The organism is Pseudomonas sp. NPDC089741 (assembly GCF_044748825.1).
GTDB lineage: Bacteria > Pseudomonadota > Gammaproteobacteria > Pseudomonadales > Pseudomonadaceae > Aquipseudomonas > Aquipseudomonas helmanticensis.
In genome coordinates this window covers 76,382-95,529 of the sequence record NZ_JBIVGT010000011.1, presented here as the reverse complement: position 1 = coordinate 95,529, position 19,148 = coordinate 76,382, and the positions used below count along the sequence as shown (strand labels likewise).

The window sequence follows — 19,148 nt, the reverse complement described above, 5'->3', positions numbered from 1 at the left end:
TTTCCCTTAGCACTGAAATCAGTTCAGAAATTGTTGCAGCAAGTCGTTGAGGAACAGCTGTCCGCGCTCGGTGGCCGCCAGACGTGACGGTTCGACCTGCAACAGACCGCTTTGTTCTGCCGCTGCCCGGCCTTCGGCGAGGCTTTCCAGCGACAGCCCGGTACGCTCCGGATACAGGCGCGATTCGACGCCAGCGGTCAGGCGCAAAGCGTTCATCAGAAACTCGAACGGCATCTCGTCATTGGTCAGCGCCTTTTCGCCAGCCTGGAAGCTTTTTGCCGGATTCAGATAGTCCTTCGGCAAACGGGTTTTCCAAGTGCGCACGATGCGCCCGTCGGGATGGCTGAGCTTGCCATGCGCACCCGCGCCAATGCCGATGAAGTCGCCAAAACTCCAGTAATTGAGGTTATGCCGCGCCGGGCGACTGGCCTGTGCATACGCGGACACTTCGTACTGCGCGTAACCGTGCTCGGCCAGCAACGCCTGCCCAGCTTCTTGAATGTCCCACAACGTATCGTCCTCCGGCAGCACCGGCGGCTGATTCCAGAACACTGTGTTCGGCTCCAGTGTCAGCTGATACCAGGAGATGTGCGTCGGATTCAGTTCGATGGCCTGGCGCAGATCGCTCAAGGCATCGTCGAGCGACTGATCCGGCAAGCCGTGCATCAAGTCGAGGTTGAAGTTATCGAACCCGGCCTGCCGCGCCATGCCGGCGGCGCGCACGGCTTCGTCACCGTTGTGAATCCGCCCGAGCGCCTTGAGCTTTTCCTGCTGGAAGCTCTGGATACCGATCGACAGGCGATTGATCCCCAGCTTGCGGTAGGCGACAAACTTCTCTTGCTCGAACGTGCCCGGGTTGGCCTCCAGGGTGATTTCAATGTCGTGGGCAAACGGAATGCGCTGCTCGACGCCTTCGAGCAAACGCCCAAGTGCTTCTGCACTGAACAGGCTTGGCGTACCGCCGCCAAAGAAGATCGAGCTGATTTCACGGCCGTAAACCGCATGCAGGTCCAGATCGAGATCGGCCAGCAAGGCGTCGACGTATTCCTGCTCCGGCAGCACCGGGCTGGCGGTGTGCGAGTTGAAATCGCAATAAGGGCATTTGCGCACACACCACGGGATGTGGATGTACAGCGCCAAGGGCGGCAGCGTCGGCAACGGCGCCCGAGGCGAAGAGGCGGCGCCGCCGACGATCAGCGACGACGCAGAAGAATCACGGGTCATTTCAAGCCCAGACGCTGGCGCAGCAGATCCATTGCACGGGCGCGGTGGCTGATCTGGTTCTTGTCGGCCGGGCTCAGTTCGGCGCTGGACACGTCACGTTCCGGCACCCAGAACAGCGGGTCATAACCAAAACCGTGCTCACCGCTGGCAGCGGTAAGGATGCGCCCGTGCCACAGGCCTTCGCAGAGGATCGGCAACGGATCATCGGCGTGACGCACCAGCGCCAGCACGCAAACAAACTGCGCACCGCGCCCGGCTTCCGGGACATCTTTCAGCGCATCGAGCAGTTTGGCGTTGTTCGCCGCATCGCCTTTGCCGTCGGCATAACGCGCCGAATAGATGCCCGGCGCACCGCCAAGAAAGTCCACCGCCAGACCGGAATCGTCGGCCAGCGCCGGCAATCCGGAAATACGTGCGGCGTTGCGCGCCTTGAGAATGGCGTTCTCGACGAACGACAGGCCGGTTTCTTCCGGCTCGACCTTGCTCCACTCGCCAATCGAGCGCAGTTGCACCGATTCGCCGAGCATGGCCTGGAGTTCTTTGAGTTTGCCGGCGTTATGGCTGGCCAGTACAAGCTGCTTGATGTTCATCATTCGCCGGGAAAGAGTTCTTGGTTGAAATTGATGGTATTGATCTTGTCGCCGTTCTGCACCTTGATTTCAAAGGTGCGGGTTTCCTGCTGTTCCACCGGATACTGGGCGATGTAGTACACCGCGCCTTGTTCGGTCACCTGGCGGAAATTCAGCGTCACGCTCTGGCTGGTCAGGTCTTTGACCGTGCCAGTGACGCTGGCGACCAGCGGTTTGCCGTCCTTGATCACCGAGACATTGATCACGCCCTGATTCTTGCTGCGGATCAGCTCTGCGGCCTTGGCGATGTCCGGTTGCAGGTACGTCGAGTTGAAAGTGTTGTAGTGCACCGTCACGTCGCCAAAGGTTTCCTGACGCTCGCCTTTGATGACGTCGGCCGCCAGCGCGCTGGCGCTCAGGCAGGCAGTCAATAACAACAACGCTAAACGACCCATGATCGTGCTCCTCGAAATGACGTGGCTCAGACCGCGACTTTGTGGTCTGCAAGCTGCGGGCTGCTGACGCGGTAGATACCGATCTCACCTAACAGATTAGGCCATAGCTTACTGGCCCACCCGTGGCGGTGCTGTTGATCCACGGCAAGCCGATCAATGACCTTCGCATCACGTTCGCGGCAAAGTTCTTCAAAATCTTCGAAGGTGCAGAAGTGGATGTTCGGCGTGTTGTACCAGGTGTATGGCAGAAACTCGGAAACTGGCATGCGGCCCTTGCTCGCCAGATACCAGCGGCAGCGCCAGTGGCCGAAGTTGGGGAAAGTGATGATGCATTGGCGGCCGACCCGGAGCATTTCGTCGAGGATCTTGTCCGGGTAGTGCACGGCTTGCAGGGCCTGGGTCATGACGACGATGTCGAAACTGTTGCTGGCGAAGTTGCCCAGCCCCTTGTCCAGATCCTGCTCGATGACGTTGATGCCTTTGGCCACGCACTCGGCGATGTTGTCGGCGTCGTTTTCCAGGCCATAACCGGTGACGTTCTTGTTGTCGCGCAGCCAGGTCAGCAGCTCGCCGTCACCGCAACCGAGGTCGAGGACGCGGCTGCCGGCGGGGATCCATTCCTGGATGATTTCCAGATCAGCTCTCATGGCTTTCTCACAACGTGATGCGGTTCATGTAATTGCCGAACGCCTGCAAGTAGCGCGGGATCGGAATCAGGAAGGCGTCGTGGCCCTGCGGTGCGTCGATTTCCAGATAGCTGACGTCTTTGCGCGCGGCCATCAACGCATCCACCAGCTCTCGCGAACGTGCCGGGGAAAAGCGCCAGTCCGTGGTGAATGACATCACGCAGAACCTGGCCGTGGCGTTTGCAAAGGTTTTCGCCAGGTCATCGTCGAAGTTCGCCGCCGGATCGAAGTAATCCAGCGCCTTGGTCATCAACAGATAAGTGTTGGCGTCGAAGCGTCCGGAGAACTCTTCGCCCTGATAACGCAGGTAACTTTCGACCTGGAACTCGACACTGTGGAAGTCGTAGTTGAGCTTCTCGCTCTTCAGGCCACGGCCGAATTTCTCGCCCATCGAATCGTCGGACAGGTAAGTGATGTGGCCGACCATGCGCGCCAGCATCAAGCCGCGCTTGGGAATCACGCCCGCTTCCTGGAACGAGCCGCCGTGGAATTCCGGGTCAGTGAGGATCGCCTGACGCGCGACTTCGTTGAAAGCGATGTTCTGCGCCGACAGCTTCGGCGCCGAGGCGATGGCCAGGCAGTGACGCACGCGATCTGGATAGGTGATCGTCCATTGCAACGCCTGCATGCCGCCGAGACTGCCGCCGATCACTGCCGCCCACTGGCCGATGCCGAGCAGGTCGGCGAGATGCGCCTGGCTGTGCACCCAGTCTTCCACGGTGAGTACCGGGAAGTCGGCACCGAACGGCTTGCCGGTCTCCGGGTTGATGCTGCTCGGGCCGGTGGAGCCGTTGCAGCCGCCGAGGTTGTTCAGGCTGACCACGAAGAACTTGCTGGTGTCGATCGGTTTGCCGGGGCCGATGCAGCTGTCCCACCAACCGGGCTTGCGGTCGTCGACGCTGTGATAGCCGGCAGCGTGGTGGTGGCCGGACAAGGCATGGCAAATCAGTACGGCGTTGCTCGCTTGCGCGTTCAGCGTGCCGTAGGTTTCGTAGATCAGGTCATAGGCGGCCAGCGAACGGCCACAGGCCAGCGCCAGCGGTTCGCTGAAGTGCGCGGTTTGCGGCGTCACCAGACCAACAGAATCGGGGGGAAAGGCAGTTGGCATCGACCCTGCTCTCGTTGAAATGAGGCGTAAGTCTAAAGACCGGGGGGGTTAGCGGCAAGCAACTACCTGCGCTCGTTCCCACGCTCTGCGTGGGAATGCCTCATTGGACGCTCCGCGTCCGCTTCGGCGGGGGACGCGGAGCGTCCCGGGATGCATTCCCACGCGGAGCGTGGGAACGATCAGCGCATTAGGTCAGGCAAATCCGGCAACTTCTTCGGCGAGCAGATCTTCACCCGTTTCTGCCGGTTCAGCTCGCCACTGAGCAAACTGACCTGGCTTTTCGAAACGCCAAACGCCTTGGCCAGAAAGCCCATCAGACAAGCATTGGCCTTGCCCTCGACCGGCGGCGCGGTCAGGCGGATCTTCAAACGATCACCGTGCAGCCCGGCGAAGTCATCGCTGCGGGCTGCCGGTTGCAGGTGACACTCGAGGATCAAGTCGTCACCGTCCCAACGGAACCAGCTCACATCAGCAGGCGGAGGATTTCCGGCATCATCGTCATCGCCGCCAGATTGTTGATCACCAGCATGTCGATCAGCTTCAGCGCGAGGAAGGCGAAGATCGGCGACAGATCCAGACCGCCAAGGTTTGGCAGAATTTTGCGGAACGGTGCCAGCGCTGGCTCGCAGATCTGGTTGACCAGCTCAGCACCCGGGTTGTGGCTGCCTGGTGCGACCCACGAGAGGATCACGCTGATGATCAGGGCGAAGAAGAAAATCTTCAGGAACAGCGCGGTCACGCCAATGATCGACCAGATGAACAGTTGCAGCGGGTTACCGGTGGTGCCGTAAGTCAGCAGCAGGGTCAGCGCCATCAGCGCCAGTTGCACCAGAATCGCCAATACCAGCGACGACATGTCGAGGCCGAACAGGCTCGGGATGATTCGACGCAGCGGCTTGAGCAGTGGCTGGGTCGCTTTGACGATGAACTGGCACAGCGGGTTGTAGAAGTTCGCCCGCACCAATTGCAGCACGAAACGCAGCAGCACGATCAGCAGGTACAAGCTGCCGAGGGTTTGCAGCACGTAAACCGCTGCAGTGTTCAATCCAATCATGTAAGGCTCCTTATTTGCCCAGTTGTTCGGCCATTTCGGCCGAGCGGTGCGCGGCGGCGCCGAGTGCGGTTTCGACCAGGGCTTCGAAGCCATTGGCCTGGAATGATTTGATCGCAGCTTCTGTGGTGCCATTTGGCGAGGTCACGCGACGACGCAGTTCGGCAGCATCAACATCACTGGAAACAGCCATGTGTGCGGCGCCGAGTGCGGTCTGCAGGGTCAGCTGTTCAGCGACGTCTTTCGGCAGGCCGAGTTTGACGCCGGCGGCGGTCATCGCTTCGATCAGCAGGAAGAAGTACGCCGGGCCGGAACCGGACACCGCGGTGACCGCGTCGAGCTGCTGCTCTTCGTCGAGCCACAGCGCGATGCCAACGGCGGACAACAGCTCTTCGGCTTGCTGACGCTGCTCGGCAGTCACTTCGCTGGTCGCGTACAGACCGCTGACGCCCTGACGCAGCAGCGCCGGGGTGTTCGGCATGCAGCGCACGATCGGCTGCTCGCCGAGCCAGGCGGTCATGCTCGCGCAAGTGATGCCGGCAGCGATGGAGACCACCAGTTGATTCGGCTTCAGGCTTGGGCGAAGCGCCTCGCACACGGCTTTCATCGCCTGCGGCTTGACTGCCAGCACAATCACATCGACGCCGTCGATGGCCTGGGCGTTGTCGGCAAAGGTTTCGATGCCGTGTTCGGCGCTGACCTTGGCGCGGGTTTCTACACCCGGGTCGCTGGCGCGGATCTGCGCCGCTTCCAGACCCTTGGCGCGCAGGCCGCCGATCAAACTGGCCGCCATGTTGCCCGCACCGATAAACGCAATACGTGTGTTGCTCATGTGTGGTCCTTATCTGGAAACGTTCAAGACTGGGAATAATCACGGGCGCCAAACAGGGCCGTACCGATACGAACCCAAGTGGCGCCTTGGGCAATGGCCGACTCAAGGTCGTGGCTCATGCCCATGGACAGTGTGTCGAGTGGTAAGCCGAGGCTCGCCTGCAATTTCTGCACGGCGGCGAAGGCCGCGTCTTGCTCGGCGCGGTCTTCAGTCGGCTCGGGAATCGCCATCAAGCCGCGCAGCTTCAGGCGCGGTAACGCGTTGATGGCCTCGGCCAATGCCGGCAGATCGGCCGGGGTGCAGCCAGATTTGCTGGCTTCACCGCTGACGTTGACCTGAATGCAGATGTTCAGCGGCGGCAACTCGGCCGGGCGCTGTTCGGACAGGCGTTGAGCGATTTTCAGGCGATCCACGGAGTGCACCCAGTCGAAATGCTCGGCAATCGCCCGAGTCTTGTTCGATTGAATGGGGCCGATGAAGTGCCAGATCAAGGGCAGGTCGGCCAGGTCGAGCTGTTTGCCCAAGGCTTCCTGCAGGTAATTCTCGCCAAAGTCACGCAGGCCGGCGGCGTACGCTTCGCGCAAGGCCTCGGCAGGCTTGGTCTTGCTCACGGCGAGCAATTGAACGCTGTTTTCAGGACGGTGTGCGGCTTGGGTCGCGGTCTGGATGCGCGAACCAACGTGGAGAATGTTGTCTGCTATCGTGGACATCAAGAGGCGCCGGCGGTCTGAAGGTTCGCGGCATTCTACTGGAATTGAGGAGCGCTATGGATATCACTGAACTGCTGGCCTTCAGCGCCAAACAAGGCGCTTCCGACCTGCACCTGTCGGCCGGTCTGCCGCCGATGATCCGCGTCGATGGTGATGTGCGGCGGATCAATCTGCCGGCGCTGGATCACAAGCAAGTGCACGAATTGATCTACGACATCATGAACGACACCCAGCGGGTCGACTTCGAGAAACATCTGGAAACCGACTTTTCCTTCGAGGTCCCCGGTGTCGCGCGGTTTCGGGTTAACGCCTTTAACCAGAACCGTGGCGCGGGGGCGGTGTTTCGTACCATCCCGTCGAAAGTGCTGAGCATGGAAGACCTCGCCATGGGCGATGTCTTTCGCAAGATTACCGACGCGCCGCGCGGGCTGGTGCTGGTCACCGGGCCGACCGGTTCGGGCAAGTCGACAACATTGGCGGCGATGATCGACTACCTCAATACCCATCGTCATCACCACATCCTGACCATTGAAGATCCGATCGAATTCGTTCACGAATCGCGCAAATGCCTGATCAATCAGCGTGAAGTCCACCGTGATACCCGCAGCTTCGCTACTGCCTTGCGCTCGGCGCTGCGGGAGGACCCGGACGTGATTCTGGTGGGTGAAATGCGCGATCTGGAAACCATCCGCTTGGCGCTGACTGCTGCCGAAACCGGGCACTTGGTATTCGGCACGCTGCACACGACTTCAGCGGCGAAGACTATCGACCGGGTGGTGGATGTGTTCCCCGGTGACGAGAAGTCGATGGTGCGGTCGATGCTTTCGGAGTCGTTGCTGGCGGTGGTCTCGCAGACGCTGATCAAGAAGATCGGCGGCGGACGGGTGGCGGCGCACGAGATCATGCTGGGGACGTCGGCGATCCGCAACCTGATCCGCGAAGACAAGGTGGCGCAGATGTACTCGGCGATTCAGACCGGTGGGTCGCTGGGGATGCAGACACTGGACATGTGCCTGAAGGATCTGGTGACCAAAGGCTTGATCAGCCGCGAGCATGCGCGGGAGAAGGCGCGTACGCCGGATAATTTCTGAGGGAGTGATCGTTCCCACGCTCTGCGTGGGAATGCAGCCCGGGACGCTCTGCGTCCCTGCCGAAGCGGACGCGGAGCGTCCATTGAGGCATTCCCACGCGGAGCGTGGGAACGATCGGTATTCCGGGTCAGTCAGCTTAGCGCTGAACGACGCGCATCTGCTTGCTCGCAGGCTCTTTCGGCAACACACGCTTGGCAACCACGTAATGCTGTTCCCAATACGGCTTGTTCAGCGTATCGATGCTCACCGCTTTGCCACGACGCGGCGCGTGGATGAAGCGGTCGTTGCCCAGGTAGATGGCAACGTGGTTGACCCGACGGCTCTTGATGTTGAAGAAAATCAGGTCGCCCGGCTTCAGATCCTTGCGCTCGACTTTCTCGCCGTGGCCGCTGGCCATGGCGTTGGAGGTGCGTGGCAGGTCGAACGTGGCGTCGTTGAACGCGTATTTCACCAGGCCGCTGCAATCGAAGCCTTTACTTGGGCTGCTGCCGCCCCAACGATAAGGTGTACCGAGGACGTTCACCGCACGGCTCAGCACATTGCTGCTTTCCTTGCTCGCCATCGGTGGCACCAGCTTGCTGTGGCTCTTGCTGCTCAGCGTGGTGGTTTTGCTTTTGCTGCTTTTGCTCGATGGAGCCGAAGCATGGGATTTAGGGGTGAAGCCGTTAACGTTGGGAAGACGTTGCTCACGATTGGTGGCGTGGGCGGCCAGTGGCATTAATAGGCAGATGGTTAGCCATGTCTTGAAAAATGGTCGCATTAGGCGTGGCTCTTCAGTGATAGCGCGCAACTTTATAACAGCTTTTTTGTCCCTTCTGAGTCCGTTGGTCGATTCAGCTTGTGGGCAACGGAACCAAATAAGCGGCAGATTGACGCGATTGTCGGACACAAGTGCGGTGTAATAAGGCTTTGCACAAGGTGTAACAGTGAAGAGCCACTTGTCGGCTCGACACAAAAAAGTCACAGAAAGTCCGAAAAAATTTATCTATCGAGGCAAATGAGGTCATCCATGAACCGCTATCAGCAGGTTGCACAACCCCAGGATACGCACAGCAAGGTGATCGGTTATCTGCTGTGGATTTTTGGCTTTACCGGCGCTCACCGCTTTTATTACGGCAAGCCTGTGACCGGGACGATCTGGTTTTTCACCTTCGGTTTGCTCGGGATTGGCTGGTTGATCGACGTGTTCCTGATCCCGGCAATGGACCGTGAAGCGGATCTGCGTTTTACCGCAGGGCCGATCGAATACAACGTGGCGTGGATTCTGCTGACGTTCCTCGGCGCGCTGGGCGTGCACCGGATGTATCAAGGCAAGTGGATCAGCGGCCTGATCTATCTGCTGACGGGCGGGTTGTTCTTTCTGGGTGTGCTGTATGACTTCTGGACGCTGAATGATCAGGTTTCCGTGCGCAACGCTGAGAATCGCGGCGCTTTCCAATAACCTGTGGCGAGGGGATTTATCCCCGTTGGGCTGCGAAGCGGCCCTGAATCTGAGAACGCGGTGGAGATGATCCACCGCGTGCAATGGCTTCGCGACTGCTTCGCAGCCGAACGGGGATAAATCCCCTCGCCACAATATCCCTCAGCATCAAGCCTGGTGGCTGATCCGCCCATCCACCAGCGTATAGCGAACCACCCCAGGCAATGTATGCCCGATGAACGGGCAATTCTCACCCTTCGACAGCCAATTCTCACCAGCCACCGTCGAGGCCTGCGGATCGAACAGCACGATATCCGCCGCCCCACCGACCGCCAGCTTACCCGCCGGCAAACGCAGCGCCTCAGCCGGGCCAGCGCTCAGACGCGCCAGCAACGTCGGCAGATCGAGCAAACCATCCTCAACCAGCGTCATCGCCAGCGGCAGCAACAGCTCAACACTGCTGATACCCGGTTCGGTCGCGCCGAACGGTGCCAGTTTGGCGTCACGCTCGTGCGGCTGGTGATGGCTGGAGATCGCCGAGACCACACCGGACTTCACTGCTGCACGCAGACCATCACGGTCAGCGCGAGTGCGCAGCGGCGGCTGCACGTGATACAGGCTGCTGAAGTCGATCAGCGCTTCGTCAGTCAGAATCAGCTGATACAACGCAACATCCGCCGTCACCTGCAAGCCACGGGCCTGCGCCTGCGCGATCAGCGCCACGCCGCGAGCGCTGGTCAACTGGCTGAAGTGCGCGCGCACGCCGGTCTGTTCGACCAGCAACAGATCCCGGGCCAGGGCCACAGTTTCAGCGGTTTCCGGAATCCCCGGCAGACCGAGGAAGCTGGCCACCGCGCCTTCGTGAGCCAGACCACCCTCTGCCAGATCATGATCCTGCGAGTTGAAGATGACGGTCAGGTCGAACGTCGCCGCGTATTCCAGCGCCCGGCACAGTGTGCGGGTGTTGCGGAAGCTCTCCAGGCCGTTGCCGAACGCCACGCAACCAGCGTCGCGCAACGCGACCAGCTCAGCCAGTTGCTCGCCGTCCAGACCTTTGCTCAGCGCGCCAATCGGGAACACCTTGGTGTTGCCGGCTTCGCGGGCGCGGTCGAGGATCAGCTCGGCCACGGCGGAGGTGTCGAGCACCGGTTTGGTTTTTGGCGGGCAGCACAGGCTGGTCACACCGCCAGCAGCCGCTGCGCGGGTTTCGCTGATGATCGAGCCTTTGCGGCTGTAACCCGGCTCGCGCAGGGCCACGTTCAGATCGACCAGGCCCGGAGCGGCAACGAGGCCTTGGGCATCGATGGTTTCTACTGCCGTGAAACCCGCTGGGGCGCCGCCGAGGGCGACGATCTTGCAGGCTTCAACGTGAATGTCGGTGACTTGATCCAGGCCGCTGCTTGGATCGATGACGCGTGCGCCGAGAATGCTGAGCTTCACTGGGCGTTCTCCTGCTCGAATTGGCGCTGGGCGGTCTGCCCGCTCATGGCCATGGACAACACGGCCATACGAATCGCGATGCCGTAGGTGACCTGATTGAGGATCACCGAGTGCGGGCCGTCGGCCACTGCGGACTCGATCTCCACCCCGCGGTTGATCGGCCCCGGGTGCATGACGATGCAATCGGGTTTGGCCCCGGCCAGACGTGCGGTGGTCAGGCCGAACAGGCGGTAGAACTCGCCTTCGCTCGGCAGCAGGCCGCCGGTCATGCGTTCACGCTGCAGGCGCAACATGATCACCACGTCGACGTCTTTGAGGCCTTCGGTCATGTCGGTGTAGACCTTCACGCCGTATTGCTCGATGCCGATCGGCAGCAAGGTCTTCGGCGCGATCACGCGGATGTCCGGGCAACCGAGGGTTTTCAGCGCGAGCATGTTCGAACGCGCGACCCGCGAGTGCAGGATGTCGCCGACGATGGCCACCGAGAGGTTTTCGAAACCGCCCTTGTGCCGACGAATGGTGAGCATGTCGAGCATGCCCTGCGTCGGGTGCGCGTGACGGCCGTCGCCGCCGTTGATGATCGCCACTTGCGGGCAAACATGCTCGGCGATGAAGTGCGCAGCGCCGGAATCACCGTGGCGCACGACGAACATGTCGGCGGCCATGGCTTCGAGGTTGCGCAGGGTGTCGAGCAGGGTTTCGCCCTTGCTTGCCGACGAGGTCGACACGTTCAGGGTGATCACGTCCGCCGACAGCCGCTGGGCCGCCAGTTCGAAGGTGGTGCGGGTGCGCGTGGAGTTTTCGAAGAACACGTTGCACACGGTCTTGCCGCGCAGCAACGGGACCTTCTTCACCGCCCGCGCACCGACTTCGAGGAACGAGTCGGCAGTGTCGAGGATTTCCGTCAACAACTCGCGGCGCAGGCCGTCGAGCGAGAGGAAGTGGCGCAGCTGGCCCTGATCATTGAGCTGCAGCGGGCGCTTGGTATCTAGAGGCGTCATCGCGAAGGGGACTCTCAATAGGGCGGATTAAAGGTTGAAGTCTTGCAGTTCAAGCGTCAGCGGCTCCGGGCCGGACAGCTTCACCCGTTCGTGAGCGGCCAGCGACAAGGTCGCGCCGACCACGTTGGGGCGGATCGGCAGCTCGCCGGCGTCGAGGTCCAGCAGGCAGACCAGGGTCACGCTGGCCGGGCGGCCGTAGTCGAACAATTCGTTCATGGCGGCGCGGATGGTGCGACCGCTCATCAGTACGTCGTCGATCAGCACCAGATGCTGGCCTTCGATCTCGAAGGGCAGGGCGGACGGGCGCACTTGCGGGTGCAGGCCGTTCTGGCTGAAGTCGTCGCGGTAGAAGGACACGTCCAGCGTGCCCAGTGGCGCGTCGCAGCCCAGTTCCTTGAGCAAGGCCTGCGCGACCCAGATGCCGCCGGTGCGGATGCCGATGTAACGCGGTTCAGAGATTTCACGCTGGGCAAGGTGCGCCTTGAGGCGGGTCGCCATCTGGCTGATCAGATCGGCGGGATTTGGCAGGCTCATGGTTGCTCCTTGTTGGGGGCGAGCCGGGTCCTTGGACGCGGCTCGGTTTTTCACTCAAAAGAAAAGCGCCGAAGCGCTTGTCAGGATTCAAACAATGCAGTGTTTTCATCGAGCCAGCCCTGCAACAGCAGAGCGGCGGCGATGGCGTCCACCGGGTTGTCGCGGTAACTGCCTTTCTGGCCGCCACGCACCAATCGCTCGCCTTTGGCTTCAAAGGTGGTCAGGCGCTCGTCGTGGGTATAGAAGGGCACGTTGAAACGGCCGTTGAGGCGGCGGGCGAATTTCTCCGCGCGCAGGCACATTTCGCTCGGCGTGCCGTCCATGTTCAGCGGCAGGCCGACGACCACCGCGTCGGGTTTCCATTCCTTGAACAGCGCTTCAACCTGATTCCAGTCGGGAATACCGTTTTGCGCTTTCAGGGTGCACAGCTCGCGGGCCTGGCCGGTAATCACCTGGCCGACAGCGACGCCGATCTGTTTGGTGCCGTAGTCGAAGCCGAGAATCAGGCGTAGGGCCATCAGGCGTGACCTGCCTGGCTGGTCAGCAGGCTGAGGTTGATCCCCAGGTGCCGGGCCGCCGCTTCGAGGCGCAATTCGCTGCTGGTGTTGAAGAGGATGTCGGCGTCGTACGGGCAGGTCAGCCAGGCGTTGTCGGCCATTTCGGCTTCCAGTTGCCCGGCTTCCCAACCGGCGTAACCGAGGGCAATCAGGCTTTTCGCCGGGCCGACACCGTCCGCGATGGCGAACAGCACGTCCTGCGAAGTCGACAGGGCCAGATCGCCGTCCAGTTGCGCGGTGGCCTGGAAGGTCTTGCCCGCCGGGTGCAGAACAAAACCGCGATCGGTCTGCACCGGGCCGCCGATAAAGATCGGTACGTGCTGGCAGAGTGCTGGCGGCTCGATGTCCGGGCGCAGTTGCTCAAGAATGTCGGCCAGATTCAGCTCTTGCGGCCGGTTGACCACAATCCCCATAGCGCCATTGGCCGTGTGCTCGACGATGTAGGTCAAGGTGTGGGCAAAGTTCGGGTCGGCCATGTGTGGCATGGCGATCAGGAATTGATGCTTGAGGTAGCTGGGGCTGACGTTTTTCATGTGCGCTAGTGTGGCGTTCGGGGGGCAAACTGACAAGCTGAAGCCGCCAAAAGATCGCAGCCTTCGGCAGCTCCTACATGTGAATGCAGGCTAATGTAGGAGCTGCCGAAGGCTGCGATCTTTTGATCTTGCCCTTAATTGCTGGAGAGCTTGTCGCCCCGGGCGAATTTCCAGGTGCGGATGATTTCCAGACGGTCGATGTCCGACAAGTCTCCGGTAAACGGGGCAAACGGCGCCGCCAACCGGACGATGCGCTGCGCCGCCTGATCCAGCAGCGGCTGGCCGGACGATTCCAGTACCAGCACTTCATACAGCGAGCCGTCGCGGTTGATCGAAACCATCAGGCGCAAATTGCCGTAGATCTGCTTGCGCCGGGCTTCCTCGGGGTAATTGAGGTTGCCGATACGCTCGACCTTCTTGCGCCAGTCGTCTTTGTACCAGGCGCCCTTGTCGCGCATGGTCGACGCCGCGCTCAAGCGGTGGATGCGTGGACGCTTGGCGTACAACTGTTGTTCTTTGGCCAGTTCGGCCTCGAGGCTGGCGATGTCGCTGGACAGCTGCGAGCTATCGAATTCCGGTGCGTCGACCGTCGGTTTGACTTCGGTCTTGGTTTCTTCTTTCTTGGTCGGCGCTTTTTTCGGCTTCGGCGCGACGGTGGTCACCGCAGCCTTGGGCGCGGCTTCCTGCACTTGCGGCTTGGCGGCCGGTGGCGGGGTGACTTTCTTGACCTGATTGTCCTGGAATGGCGCCACTTCAGTGGTCTTGGGGATCGCCTTCTTGCCCAGCGTGCCGCTGCCTTCCTGATGCTCTTGAGCAAGAAAGTCAGCCTTCTCCGGCTTCTTTTCGCTCTTGAAGGTGGCGAGGGTGATTTCCAGGGTTTTGCTGATTTGCTTGGGCTCAACCATCGTGAAGCCGACGCCGAGCAGCAGCGCCAAATGGATCAACGCAGCAAGGAATAAGGTAAATCCGAGGCGATCAGCCGGGCGCACGCCACGATGGGCGAGTTCTGCGGGCAGATCGGACGGGAGGGTCATGACAAGAAAACCAACATCGCGTTTTTCAGAGGCTGCGCATGATAACGCAATGTTGGTTTCACGCCTTGGGCTTCACGCTTCAAGCGACAGACTGCATGTGACGTGCATCAAGCTTGTGGCAATTTGCCGGCGGCTTGCAGCTTCTTTTCGATCGCATCCATCAACATGCCTCCGATGTCAGTGCCAAACGCATTGTCGATTTCACGGATGCAGGTCGGGCTGGTGACGTTGATTTCGGTGAGGCTTTCACCGATCACATCGAGACCGACGAACAGCAGGCCTTTCTCACGCAAGGTCGGGCCGACCTGAGCGGCGATCCAGCGATCCTTGTCGGTCAGCGGGCGCGCTTCACCACGGCCACCGGCGGCGAGGTTGCCACGGGTTTCGCCTTGCGCCGGAATCCGCGCCAGACAGTAATCCACCGGCTCGCCGTCGATCATCAGGATACGCTTGTCGCCATCGACGATAGCCGGCAGGTAGCCCTGAATCATGATCTGCTGCTTGCCGTGCAAGGTCAGGGTTTCGAGGATCACCGACAGGTTCGGGTGGCCGGCGGTGTGGCGGAAGATCGAGGAACCGCCCATGCCGTCCAGCGGCTTGAGGATCACGTCGCCGTGATGGTCGGCGAACTCACGCAGGACGTCCGGGCGACGGCTGACGATGGTCGGCGGCGTGCACTGCGGGAACAGCGTGGCGAACAGCTTTTCATTGCAGTCGCGCAGGCTTTGCGGCTTGTTCACTACCAGTACGCCAGCGGTTTCGGCCTGTTCGAGCAGGTAGGTGGAGTAGACGAACTCCATGTCGAACGGCGGATCCTTGCGCATCAGGATCACGTCCAGATCGCTCAGCAGGTTGTCCTGCTCGGCGTCCAGTTCGAACCATTTTTCCGGATTGGCGAAGACTTTCAGCGGCTTCATGCGCCCGCGTGCCTGACCTTCGGCCTGATACAGGTCGCTCTGCTCCATATAGAACAGTTCCCAGCCACGCTTTTGCGCGGCCAGCAGCATGGCCAGCGAGCTATCCTTTTTATAGGAGATGCTGGCGATAGGGTCCATGACAATCCCGACGCGAACGCTCATTGGGTTTTCCTCGAAAATTGGCTACCGGATCGGTATTGAAAAAGTGCCGCCAGAGTGGCGCCGGGCGGGTTTTCGGTCAAGGAAAAACCCGTCGATAGATTGCATCTGGAGACTGTGCTAAAAAGGCTGGCGTAGCGTGCTGGCCCTTGAGCATCAAGGGTTTCGAGCCATTCATAACCGCAAAACGGACAAATTGATTCGCAAAGGCGACGGTAGAGCCCTCTTATGGAACAGCAGTCCAGCGCCTTGAAGGTCATGGTGATCGACGACTCGAAAACGATTCGTCGCACCGCCGAAACATTGTTGAAGAATGTCGGTTGCGAAGTGATCACGGCGATCGACGGTTTCGACGCCCTGGCGAAGATCGCCGACAACCATCCCGGGATCATTTTTGTCGACATCATGATGCCGCGTCTGGATGGTTATCAGACCTGCGCTTTAATCAAGAACAACAGTGCATTCAAGGCCACGCCGGTGATCATGCTGTCATCGCGTGACGGACTGTTCGACAAGGCCAAGGGGCGGATTGTCGGTTCCGATCAATTTTTAACCAAGCCTTTCAGCAAGGAAGAACTGCTCAACGCGATTCAGGCCCATGTTCCGGGCTTCGCCGCCGTTTTGCCGCAGTAAGACACGTACAGTGACGCTCGGCCAGCGGGCCGGGGGTCGACAAGAAAAATGGGGAAAACCATGGCACGTATCCTGATCGTCGATGATTCGCCGACTGAAATGTACAAACTCACCGGCATGCTCGAAAAGCACGGCCATGAAGTGTTGAAGGCCGAAAACGGCGCCGACGGCGTGGCCCTGGCCCGTCAGGAAAAACCCGACGCGGTACTGATGGACATCGTCATGCCCGGCCTCAACGGTTTTCAGGCGACCCGCCAACTGACCAAGGATGCCGAGACCAGCCACATCCCGGTGATCATCATCACCACCAAGGATCAGGAAACCGACAAGGTCTGGGGCACCCGCCAGGGCGCCAAGGACTACCTGACCAAACCGGTCGACGAAGACACCCTGATCAAGACCCTGAACAACGTGCTCAAAGGCTGATTGCGCAACCATGAGCGAATCGCTGACCGCGTTCGAACTGCTCTGGCAAATCGACCAGCGCTGCCGCTTGCTGGCGGCGGACCTGCCGTCGCAACCGGCGCGTCAGGATCGCTGGAGCGGCATCGGCTTTCGCCTCGGCGAGCATTGGTATGTGGCGCCGATGGGCGAAGTCAGCGAAGTGCTGCACGAACCGCGCTTCACCCAGTTGCCCGGGGTCAAGCCGTGGGTCAAAGGCGTGGCTAACCTGCGCGGACGGCTGCTGCCGATCATGGATCTGTGCGGCTTTTTCGGGCATGAGCTGTCGCCGTTGCGTAAACAGCGGCGGGTGTTGGTGGTTGAACATGGGGATGTGTTTGCCGGGTTGATGGTCGATGAAGTCATCGGCTTGCAGCATTTCGAGCAGGACAGCTTCGAACCGATCTCGATCAGCAAGCGCCAGGGCTCGAAGGCCGAGTTCGTCAAAGGCTATTTCCGGCGCGAGCAGAACTGGCGGGTATTCAGCCTGTTTGCCCTGGCGAAATCCCCGGTGTTCATGAGCGTCGCGATATAACAGATTCAACACCGTCCCCTGTGGGAGCGAGCCTGCTCGCGAAGAGGGCGTGTCAGGCAAGATAAATATTGGCTGACCCAGCGCTTTCGCGAGCAGGCTCGCTCCCACAGGGATTGCAGCAGGCCTCAAAGGTGTGGGTTAAGGCGAGGACCGATGACAAAAGCAAAAACAGGCAAGCCGGCGGAAGGATCGCGCAGTCGCTCGCAGATCATCGTGCTGTTCATCGCACTGATCGTGTTCATCATGCTGCTGTTCGCCAACTTCGCGTACCTCAACACCCAGGCGAACTACGACAAACAGTACATCGGCCACGCCGGTGAGCTGCGCGTGCTCTCGCAACGCATTGCCAAGAACGCCACCGAAGCCGCCGCCGGCAAGGCTGCCGCGTTCAAGCTGCTCAGCGATGCGCGCAACGATTTCGCCTTGCGCTGGGGTTACCTGAAGAAGGGCGACGCGGTCACTGGCCTGCCGCCAGCCCCCGCCACCGTGCGCCCGGAAATGCGCGCTGTGCAGCTCGACTGGGAACGTCTGCTGAAAAACACCGACGCGATTCTCTCCAGCGAACAGACTGTGCTGTCGCTGCATCAGGTCGCCGCGACCCTGGCCGAAACCGTGCCACAGTTGCAGATCGAATACGAAAAAGTCGTCGAAATCCTCCTGCAACGTGGCGCCCCGGCGGCGCAGGTCGCCATGGCCCAGCGCCAATCGCTGCTGGCTGAACGTATCCTCGGCGCGGTCAACACCGTGCTCGCCGGCGATGAAAACTCCCAACAAGCCGCCGATGCCTTTGGCCGTGACGCCACCCGTTTCGGCCAAGTGCTCAACGGCATGCTGCAAGGCAACCCGACGCTGAAAATCAGCCAGGTCGAAGACCGCGATGCCCGCGCGCGTTTGAGCGAAATCTCCGAGCTGTTCCAGTTCGTTTCCGGCTCCGTCGATGAAATCCTCGAAACCTCGCCGGAGCTGTTCAAGGTTCGCGAATCGGCGAGCAACATCTTCAGCCTCTCGCAAACCCTGCTCGACGAAGCCTCGCACCTGGCCACCGGTTTTGAAAACCTTGCCGGCGGGCGCAACACCGACACTATCGGCGGTTACGTCCTCGGTTTGCTGGCGCTGGCTTCGATCATCCTCATCGGCATGGTCATGGTCCGCGAGACCAATCGCCAGTTGCGCGAAACCGCCGAGAAGAACGAGCGTAACCAGAACGCAATCATGCGCCTGCTCGACGAAATCGAAGATCTCGCCGACGGTGACCTCACGGTGACGGCTTCGGTGACCGAAGACTTCACCGGCACCATCGCCGACTCGATCAACTACTCCGTCGACCAACTGCGCGATCTGGTCGCGACCATAAACCTCACCGCCGGCCAGGTCGCCGCAGCGGTGCAGGAAACCCAGGCCACCGCTATGCATCTGGCGCAGGCCTCGGAGCATCAGGCCCAGCAGATTTCCGAAGCGTCGACGGCGATCAGCGACATGGCCGAGTCCATCGATCAGGTCTCGGCCAACGCCGCTGAGTCTTCGGCGGTCGCCGAGCGCTCCGTGGAAATTGCCAACAAGGGCAACGAGGTGGTGCACAACACCATCCACGGCATGGACAACATTCGCGAACAGATTCAGGACACCGCCAAGCGCATCAAGCGTCTTGGCGAGTCGTCGCAGGAAATCGGCGACATCGTCAGCCTGATCGACGACATCGCCGACCAAACCAACATCCTCGCCCTCAACGCGGCGATTCAGGCGTCGATGGCCGGCGATGCCGGGCGCGGTTTTGCTGTGGTCGCCGACGAAGTGCAGCGCCTCGCCGAGCGCTCGTCCGCCGCCACCCGGCAGATCGAAACGCTGGTGCGGGCGATTCAGACCGACACCAACGAAGCCGTTATTTCCATGGAACAAACCACCACCGAAGTGGTGCGCGGCGCGCGACTGGCGCAGGATGCCGGGGTGGCCCTGGAAGAAATCGAAGGCGTATCGAAGACCCTCGCGGCGCTGATTCAAAGCATCTCCAACGCGGCGCAGCAGCAGACCTCGTCGGCCGGGCAGATCTCGCTGACGATGAACGTGATCCAGCAGATCACTTCGCAGACTTCGTCCGGCTCCACGGCCACCGCCGAAAGCATCGGCAACCTGGCGAAAATGGCCAGTCAGCTGCGCCGTTCGGTGTCCGGATTCACCTTGCCGGCAGCGTCCGCGCCGGCGACGGATAAAGTGTGATCGG

Annotated in this window: 23 protein-coding genes; 6 read left to right on the top strand and 17 right to left on the bottom strand. The window is 60.8% G+C overall.

All coding sequences use genetic code 11. The annotated features are described in order from the left end of the window. Positions 1 to 18: 18 nt before the first annotated feature. The 9 genes from hemW to ACIPZE_RS13700 form a co-directional block, all read right to left on the bottom strand. The gene (gene hemW, locus ACIPZE_RS13740) at positions 19 to 1,224 is read right to left on the bottom strand and encodes a radical SAM family heme chaperone HemW (RefSeq protein ID WP_400773290.1); all 1,206 of its coding nucleotides are present in this window, start codon (positions 1,222 to 1,224) and stop codon (positions 19 to 21) included. Beyond that, entirely contained in the window at positions 1,221 to 1,817 is a 597-nt protein-coding gene (gene rdgB, locus ACIPZE_RS13735; RefSeq protein ID WP_400773288.1) for an RdgB/HAM1 family non-canonical purine NTP pyrophosphatase, read from the bottom strand. Before rdgB ends, hemW begins: the two co-directional genes overlap by 4 nt. After that, complete coding sequence (locus ACIPZE_RS13730) at positions 1,814 to 2,248, bottom strand: DUF4426 domain-containing protein (protein WP_400773286.1); 435 nt, start codon at positions 2,246 to 2,248, stop codon at positions 1,814 to 1,816. The genes rdgB and ACIPZE_RS13730 overlap by 4 nt, the downstream gene beginning before the upstream one ends. 26 nt (positions 2,249 to 2,274) lie before the next feature. Then, the gene (gene metW / locus ACIPZE_RS13725; protein WP_008083798.1) at positions 2,275 to 2,895 is read right to left on the bottom strand and encodes a methionine biosynthesis protein MetW; all 621 of its coding nucleotides are present in this window, start codon (positions 2,893 to 2,895) and stop codon (positions 2,275 to 2,277) included. Positions 2,896 to 2,902: 7 nt separating this feature from the next. Continuing rightward, a complete protein-coding gene (locus ACIPZE_RS13720; RefSeq protein ID WP_400773284.1) occupies positions 2,903 to 4,042 on the bottom strand; it encodes a homoserine O-acetyltransferase in 1,140 nt (379 codons plus the stop codon). A 179-nt stretch (positions 4,043 to 4,221) separates the two neighbouring features. Continuing rightward, entirely contained in the window at positions 4,222 to 4,509 is a 288-nt protein-coding gene (locus tag ACIPZE_RS13715; RefSeq protein WP_400773282.1) for a DUF167 domain-containing protein, read from the bottom strand. Beyond that, positions 4,506 to 5,096: a YggT family protein gene (locus ACIPZE_RS13710; RefSeq protein WP_129395902.1), complete on the bottom strand. Its 591-nt coding sequence runs from the start codon at positions 5,094 to 5,096 to the stop codon at positions 4,506 to 4,508. Before ACIPZE_RS13710 ends, ACIPZE_RS13715 begins: the two co-directional genes overlap by 4 nt. Positions 5,097 to 5,106: 10 nt before the next feature. Then, positions 5,107 to 5,925 carry a pyrroline-5-carboxylate reductase gene (gene proC, locus ACIPZE_RS13705; protein WP_400773280.1) on the bottom strand — a complete coding sequence of 273 codons (819 nt, stop codon included), beginning with the start codon at positions 5,923 to 5,925 and terminating at the stop codon, positions 5,107 to 5,109. Between the two features lie 23 nt (positions 5,926 to 5,948). Beyond that, entirely contained in the window at positions 5,949 to 6,635 is a 687-nt protein-coding gene (locus ACIPZE_RS13700; RefSeq protein WP_400773279.1) for a YggS family pyridoxal phosphate-dependent enzyme, read from the bottom strand. A gap of 56 nt (positions 6,636 to 6,691) precedes the next feature. Between ACIPZE_RS13700 and ACIPZE_RS13695 the strand changes: the two genes are divergently transcribed. Further along, entirely contained in the window at positions 6,692 to 7,726 is a 1,035-nt protein-coding gene (locus ACIPZE_RS13695) for a type IV pilus twitching motility protein PilT (RefSeq protein WP_007953348.1), read from the top strand. A gap of 136 nt (positions 7,727 to 7,862) precedes the next feature. Here the strand turns inward: ACIPZE_RS13695 and ACIPZE_RS13690 are convergent, their stop codons facing one another. Continuing rightward, the gene (locus ACIPZE_RS13690) at positions 7,863 to 8,486 is read right to left on the bottom strand and encodes a C40 family peptidase (protein WP_129395899.1); all 624 of its coding nucleotides are present in this window, start codon (positions 8,484 to 8,486) and stop codon (positions 7,863 to 7,865) included. Positions 8,487 to 8,735: 249 nt separating this feature from the next. Between ACIPZE_RS13690 and ACIPZE_RS13685 the strand changes: the two genes are divergently transcribed. Further along, positions 8,736 to 9,167 (top strand): NINE protein, encoded by a 432-nt coding sequence (locus tag ACIPZE_RS13685; RefSeq protein WP_129395898.1) that lies wholly within the window; start codon positions 8,736 to 8,738, stop codon positions 9,165 to 9,167. A gap of 147 nt (positions 9,168 to 9,314) precedes the next feature. Here ACIPZE_RS13685 and ACIPZE_RS13680 read toward each other — a convergent pair whose 3' ends face one another. The 7 genes from ACIPZE_RS13680 to gshB form a co-directional block, all read right to left on the bottom strand. Next, entirely contained in the window at positions 9,315 to 10,586 is a 1,272-nt protein-coding gene (locus tag ACIPZE_RS13680; RefSeq protein ID WP_283438478.1) for a dihydroorotase, read from the bottom strand. Further along, positions 10,583 to 11,587 carry an aspartate carbamoyltransferase catalytic subunit gene (locus ACIPZE_RS13675; RefSeq protein WP_007913665.1) on the bottom strand — a complete coding sequence of 335 codons (1,005 nt, stop codon included), beginning with the start codon at positions 11,585 to 11,587 and terminating at the stop codon, positions 10,583 to 10,585. Before ACIPZE_RS13675 ends, ACIPZE_RS13680 begins: the two co-directional genes overlap by 4 nt. A gap of 27 nt (positions 11,588 to 11,614) precedes the next feature. Further along, positions 11,615 to 12,121: a bifunctional pyr operon transcriptional regulator/uracil phosphoribosyltransferase PyrR gene (gene pyrR, locus ACIPZE_RS13670; protein ID WP_400773277.1), complete on the bottom strand. Its 507-nt coding sequence runs from the start codon at positions 12,119 to 12,121 to the stop codon at positions 11,615 to 11,617. Positions 12,122 to 12,201: 80 nt separating this feature from the next. Then, the gene (ruvX, locus tag ACIPZE_RS13665) at positions 12,202 to 12,639 is read right to left on the bottom strand and encodes a Holliday junction resolvase RuvX (protein WP_007913667.1); all 438 of its coding nucleotides are present in this window, start codon (positions 12,637 to 12,639) and stop codon (positions 12,202 to 12,204) included. Beyond that, positions 12,639 to 13,211, bottom strand: a complete 573-nt coding sequence (locus tag ACIPZE_RS13660) for a YqgE/AlgH family protein (RefSeq protein ID WP_400773275.1) — start codon at positions 13,209 to 13,211, stop codon at positions 12,639 to 12,641. The genes ruvX and ACIPZE_RS13660 overlap by 1 nt, the downstream gene beginning before the upstream one ends. A 134-nt stretch (positions 13,212 to 13,345) precedes the next feature. Continuing rightward, the gene (locus ACIPZE_RS13655; RefSeq protein ID WP_400773273.1) at positions 13,346 to 14,245 is read right to left on the bottom strand and encodes an energy transducer TonB; all 900 of its coding nucleotides are present in this window, start codon (positions 14,243 to 14,245) and stop codon (positions 13,346 to 13,348) included. 107 nt (positions 14,246 to 14,352) lie between these two features. Continuing rightward, positions 14,353 to 15,324 carry a glutathione synthase gene (gene gshB / locus ACIPZE_RS13650; protein ID WP_400773271.1) on the bottom strand — a complete coding sequence of 324 codons (972 nt, stop codon included), beginning with the start codon at positions 15,322 to 15,324 and terminating at the stop codon, positions 14,353 to 14,355. A 225-nt stretch (positions 15,325 to 15,549) separates the two neighbouring features. On the opposite strand from gshB, the gene pilG reads away from it, so the two are divergent. The 4 genes from pilG (at position 15,550) to ACIPZE_RS13630 (ending at position 19,144) form a co-directional block, all read left to right on the top strand. Beyond that, positions 15,550 to 15,954 carry a twitching motility response regulator PilG gene (pilG, locus tag ACIPZE_RS13645; RefSeq protein WP_007913673.1) on the top strand — a complete coding sequence of 135 codons (405 nt, stop codon included), beginning with the start codon at positions 15,550 to 15,552 and terminating at the stop codon, positions 15,952 to 15,954. A 60-nt stretch (positions 15,955 to 16,014) separates the two neighbouring features. Continuing rightward, the gene (pilH, locus tag ACIPZE_RS13640; protein WP_008084306.1) at positions 16,015 to 16,380 is read left to right on the top strand and encodes a twitching motility response regulator PilH; all 366 of its coding nucleotides are present in this window, start codon (positions 16,015 to 16,017) and stop codon (positions 16,378 to 16,380) included. A 10-nt stretch (positions 16,381 to 16,390) separates the two neighbouring features. After that, the gene (locus tag ACIPZE_RS13635) at positions 16,391 to 16,930 is read left to right on the top strand and encodes a chemotaxis protein CheW (RefSeq protein ID WP_007913675.1); all 540 of its coding nucleotides are present in this window, start codon (positions 16,391 to 16,393) and stop codon (positions 16,928 to 16,930) included. Positions 16,931 to 17,083: 153 nt separating this feature from the next. Then, positions 17,084 to 19,144 (top strand): methyl-accepting chemotaxis protein, encoded by a 2,061-nt coding sequence (locus tag ACIPZE_RS13630; protein ID WP_129395893.1) that lies wholly within the window; start codon positions 17,084 to 17,086, stop codon positions 19,142 to 19,144. The last annotated feature ends 4 nt before the right edge of the window (positions 19,145 to 19,148 follow it).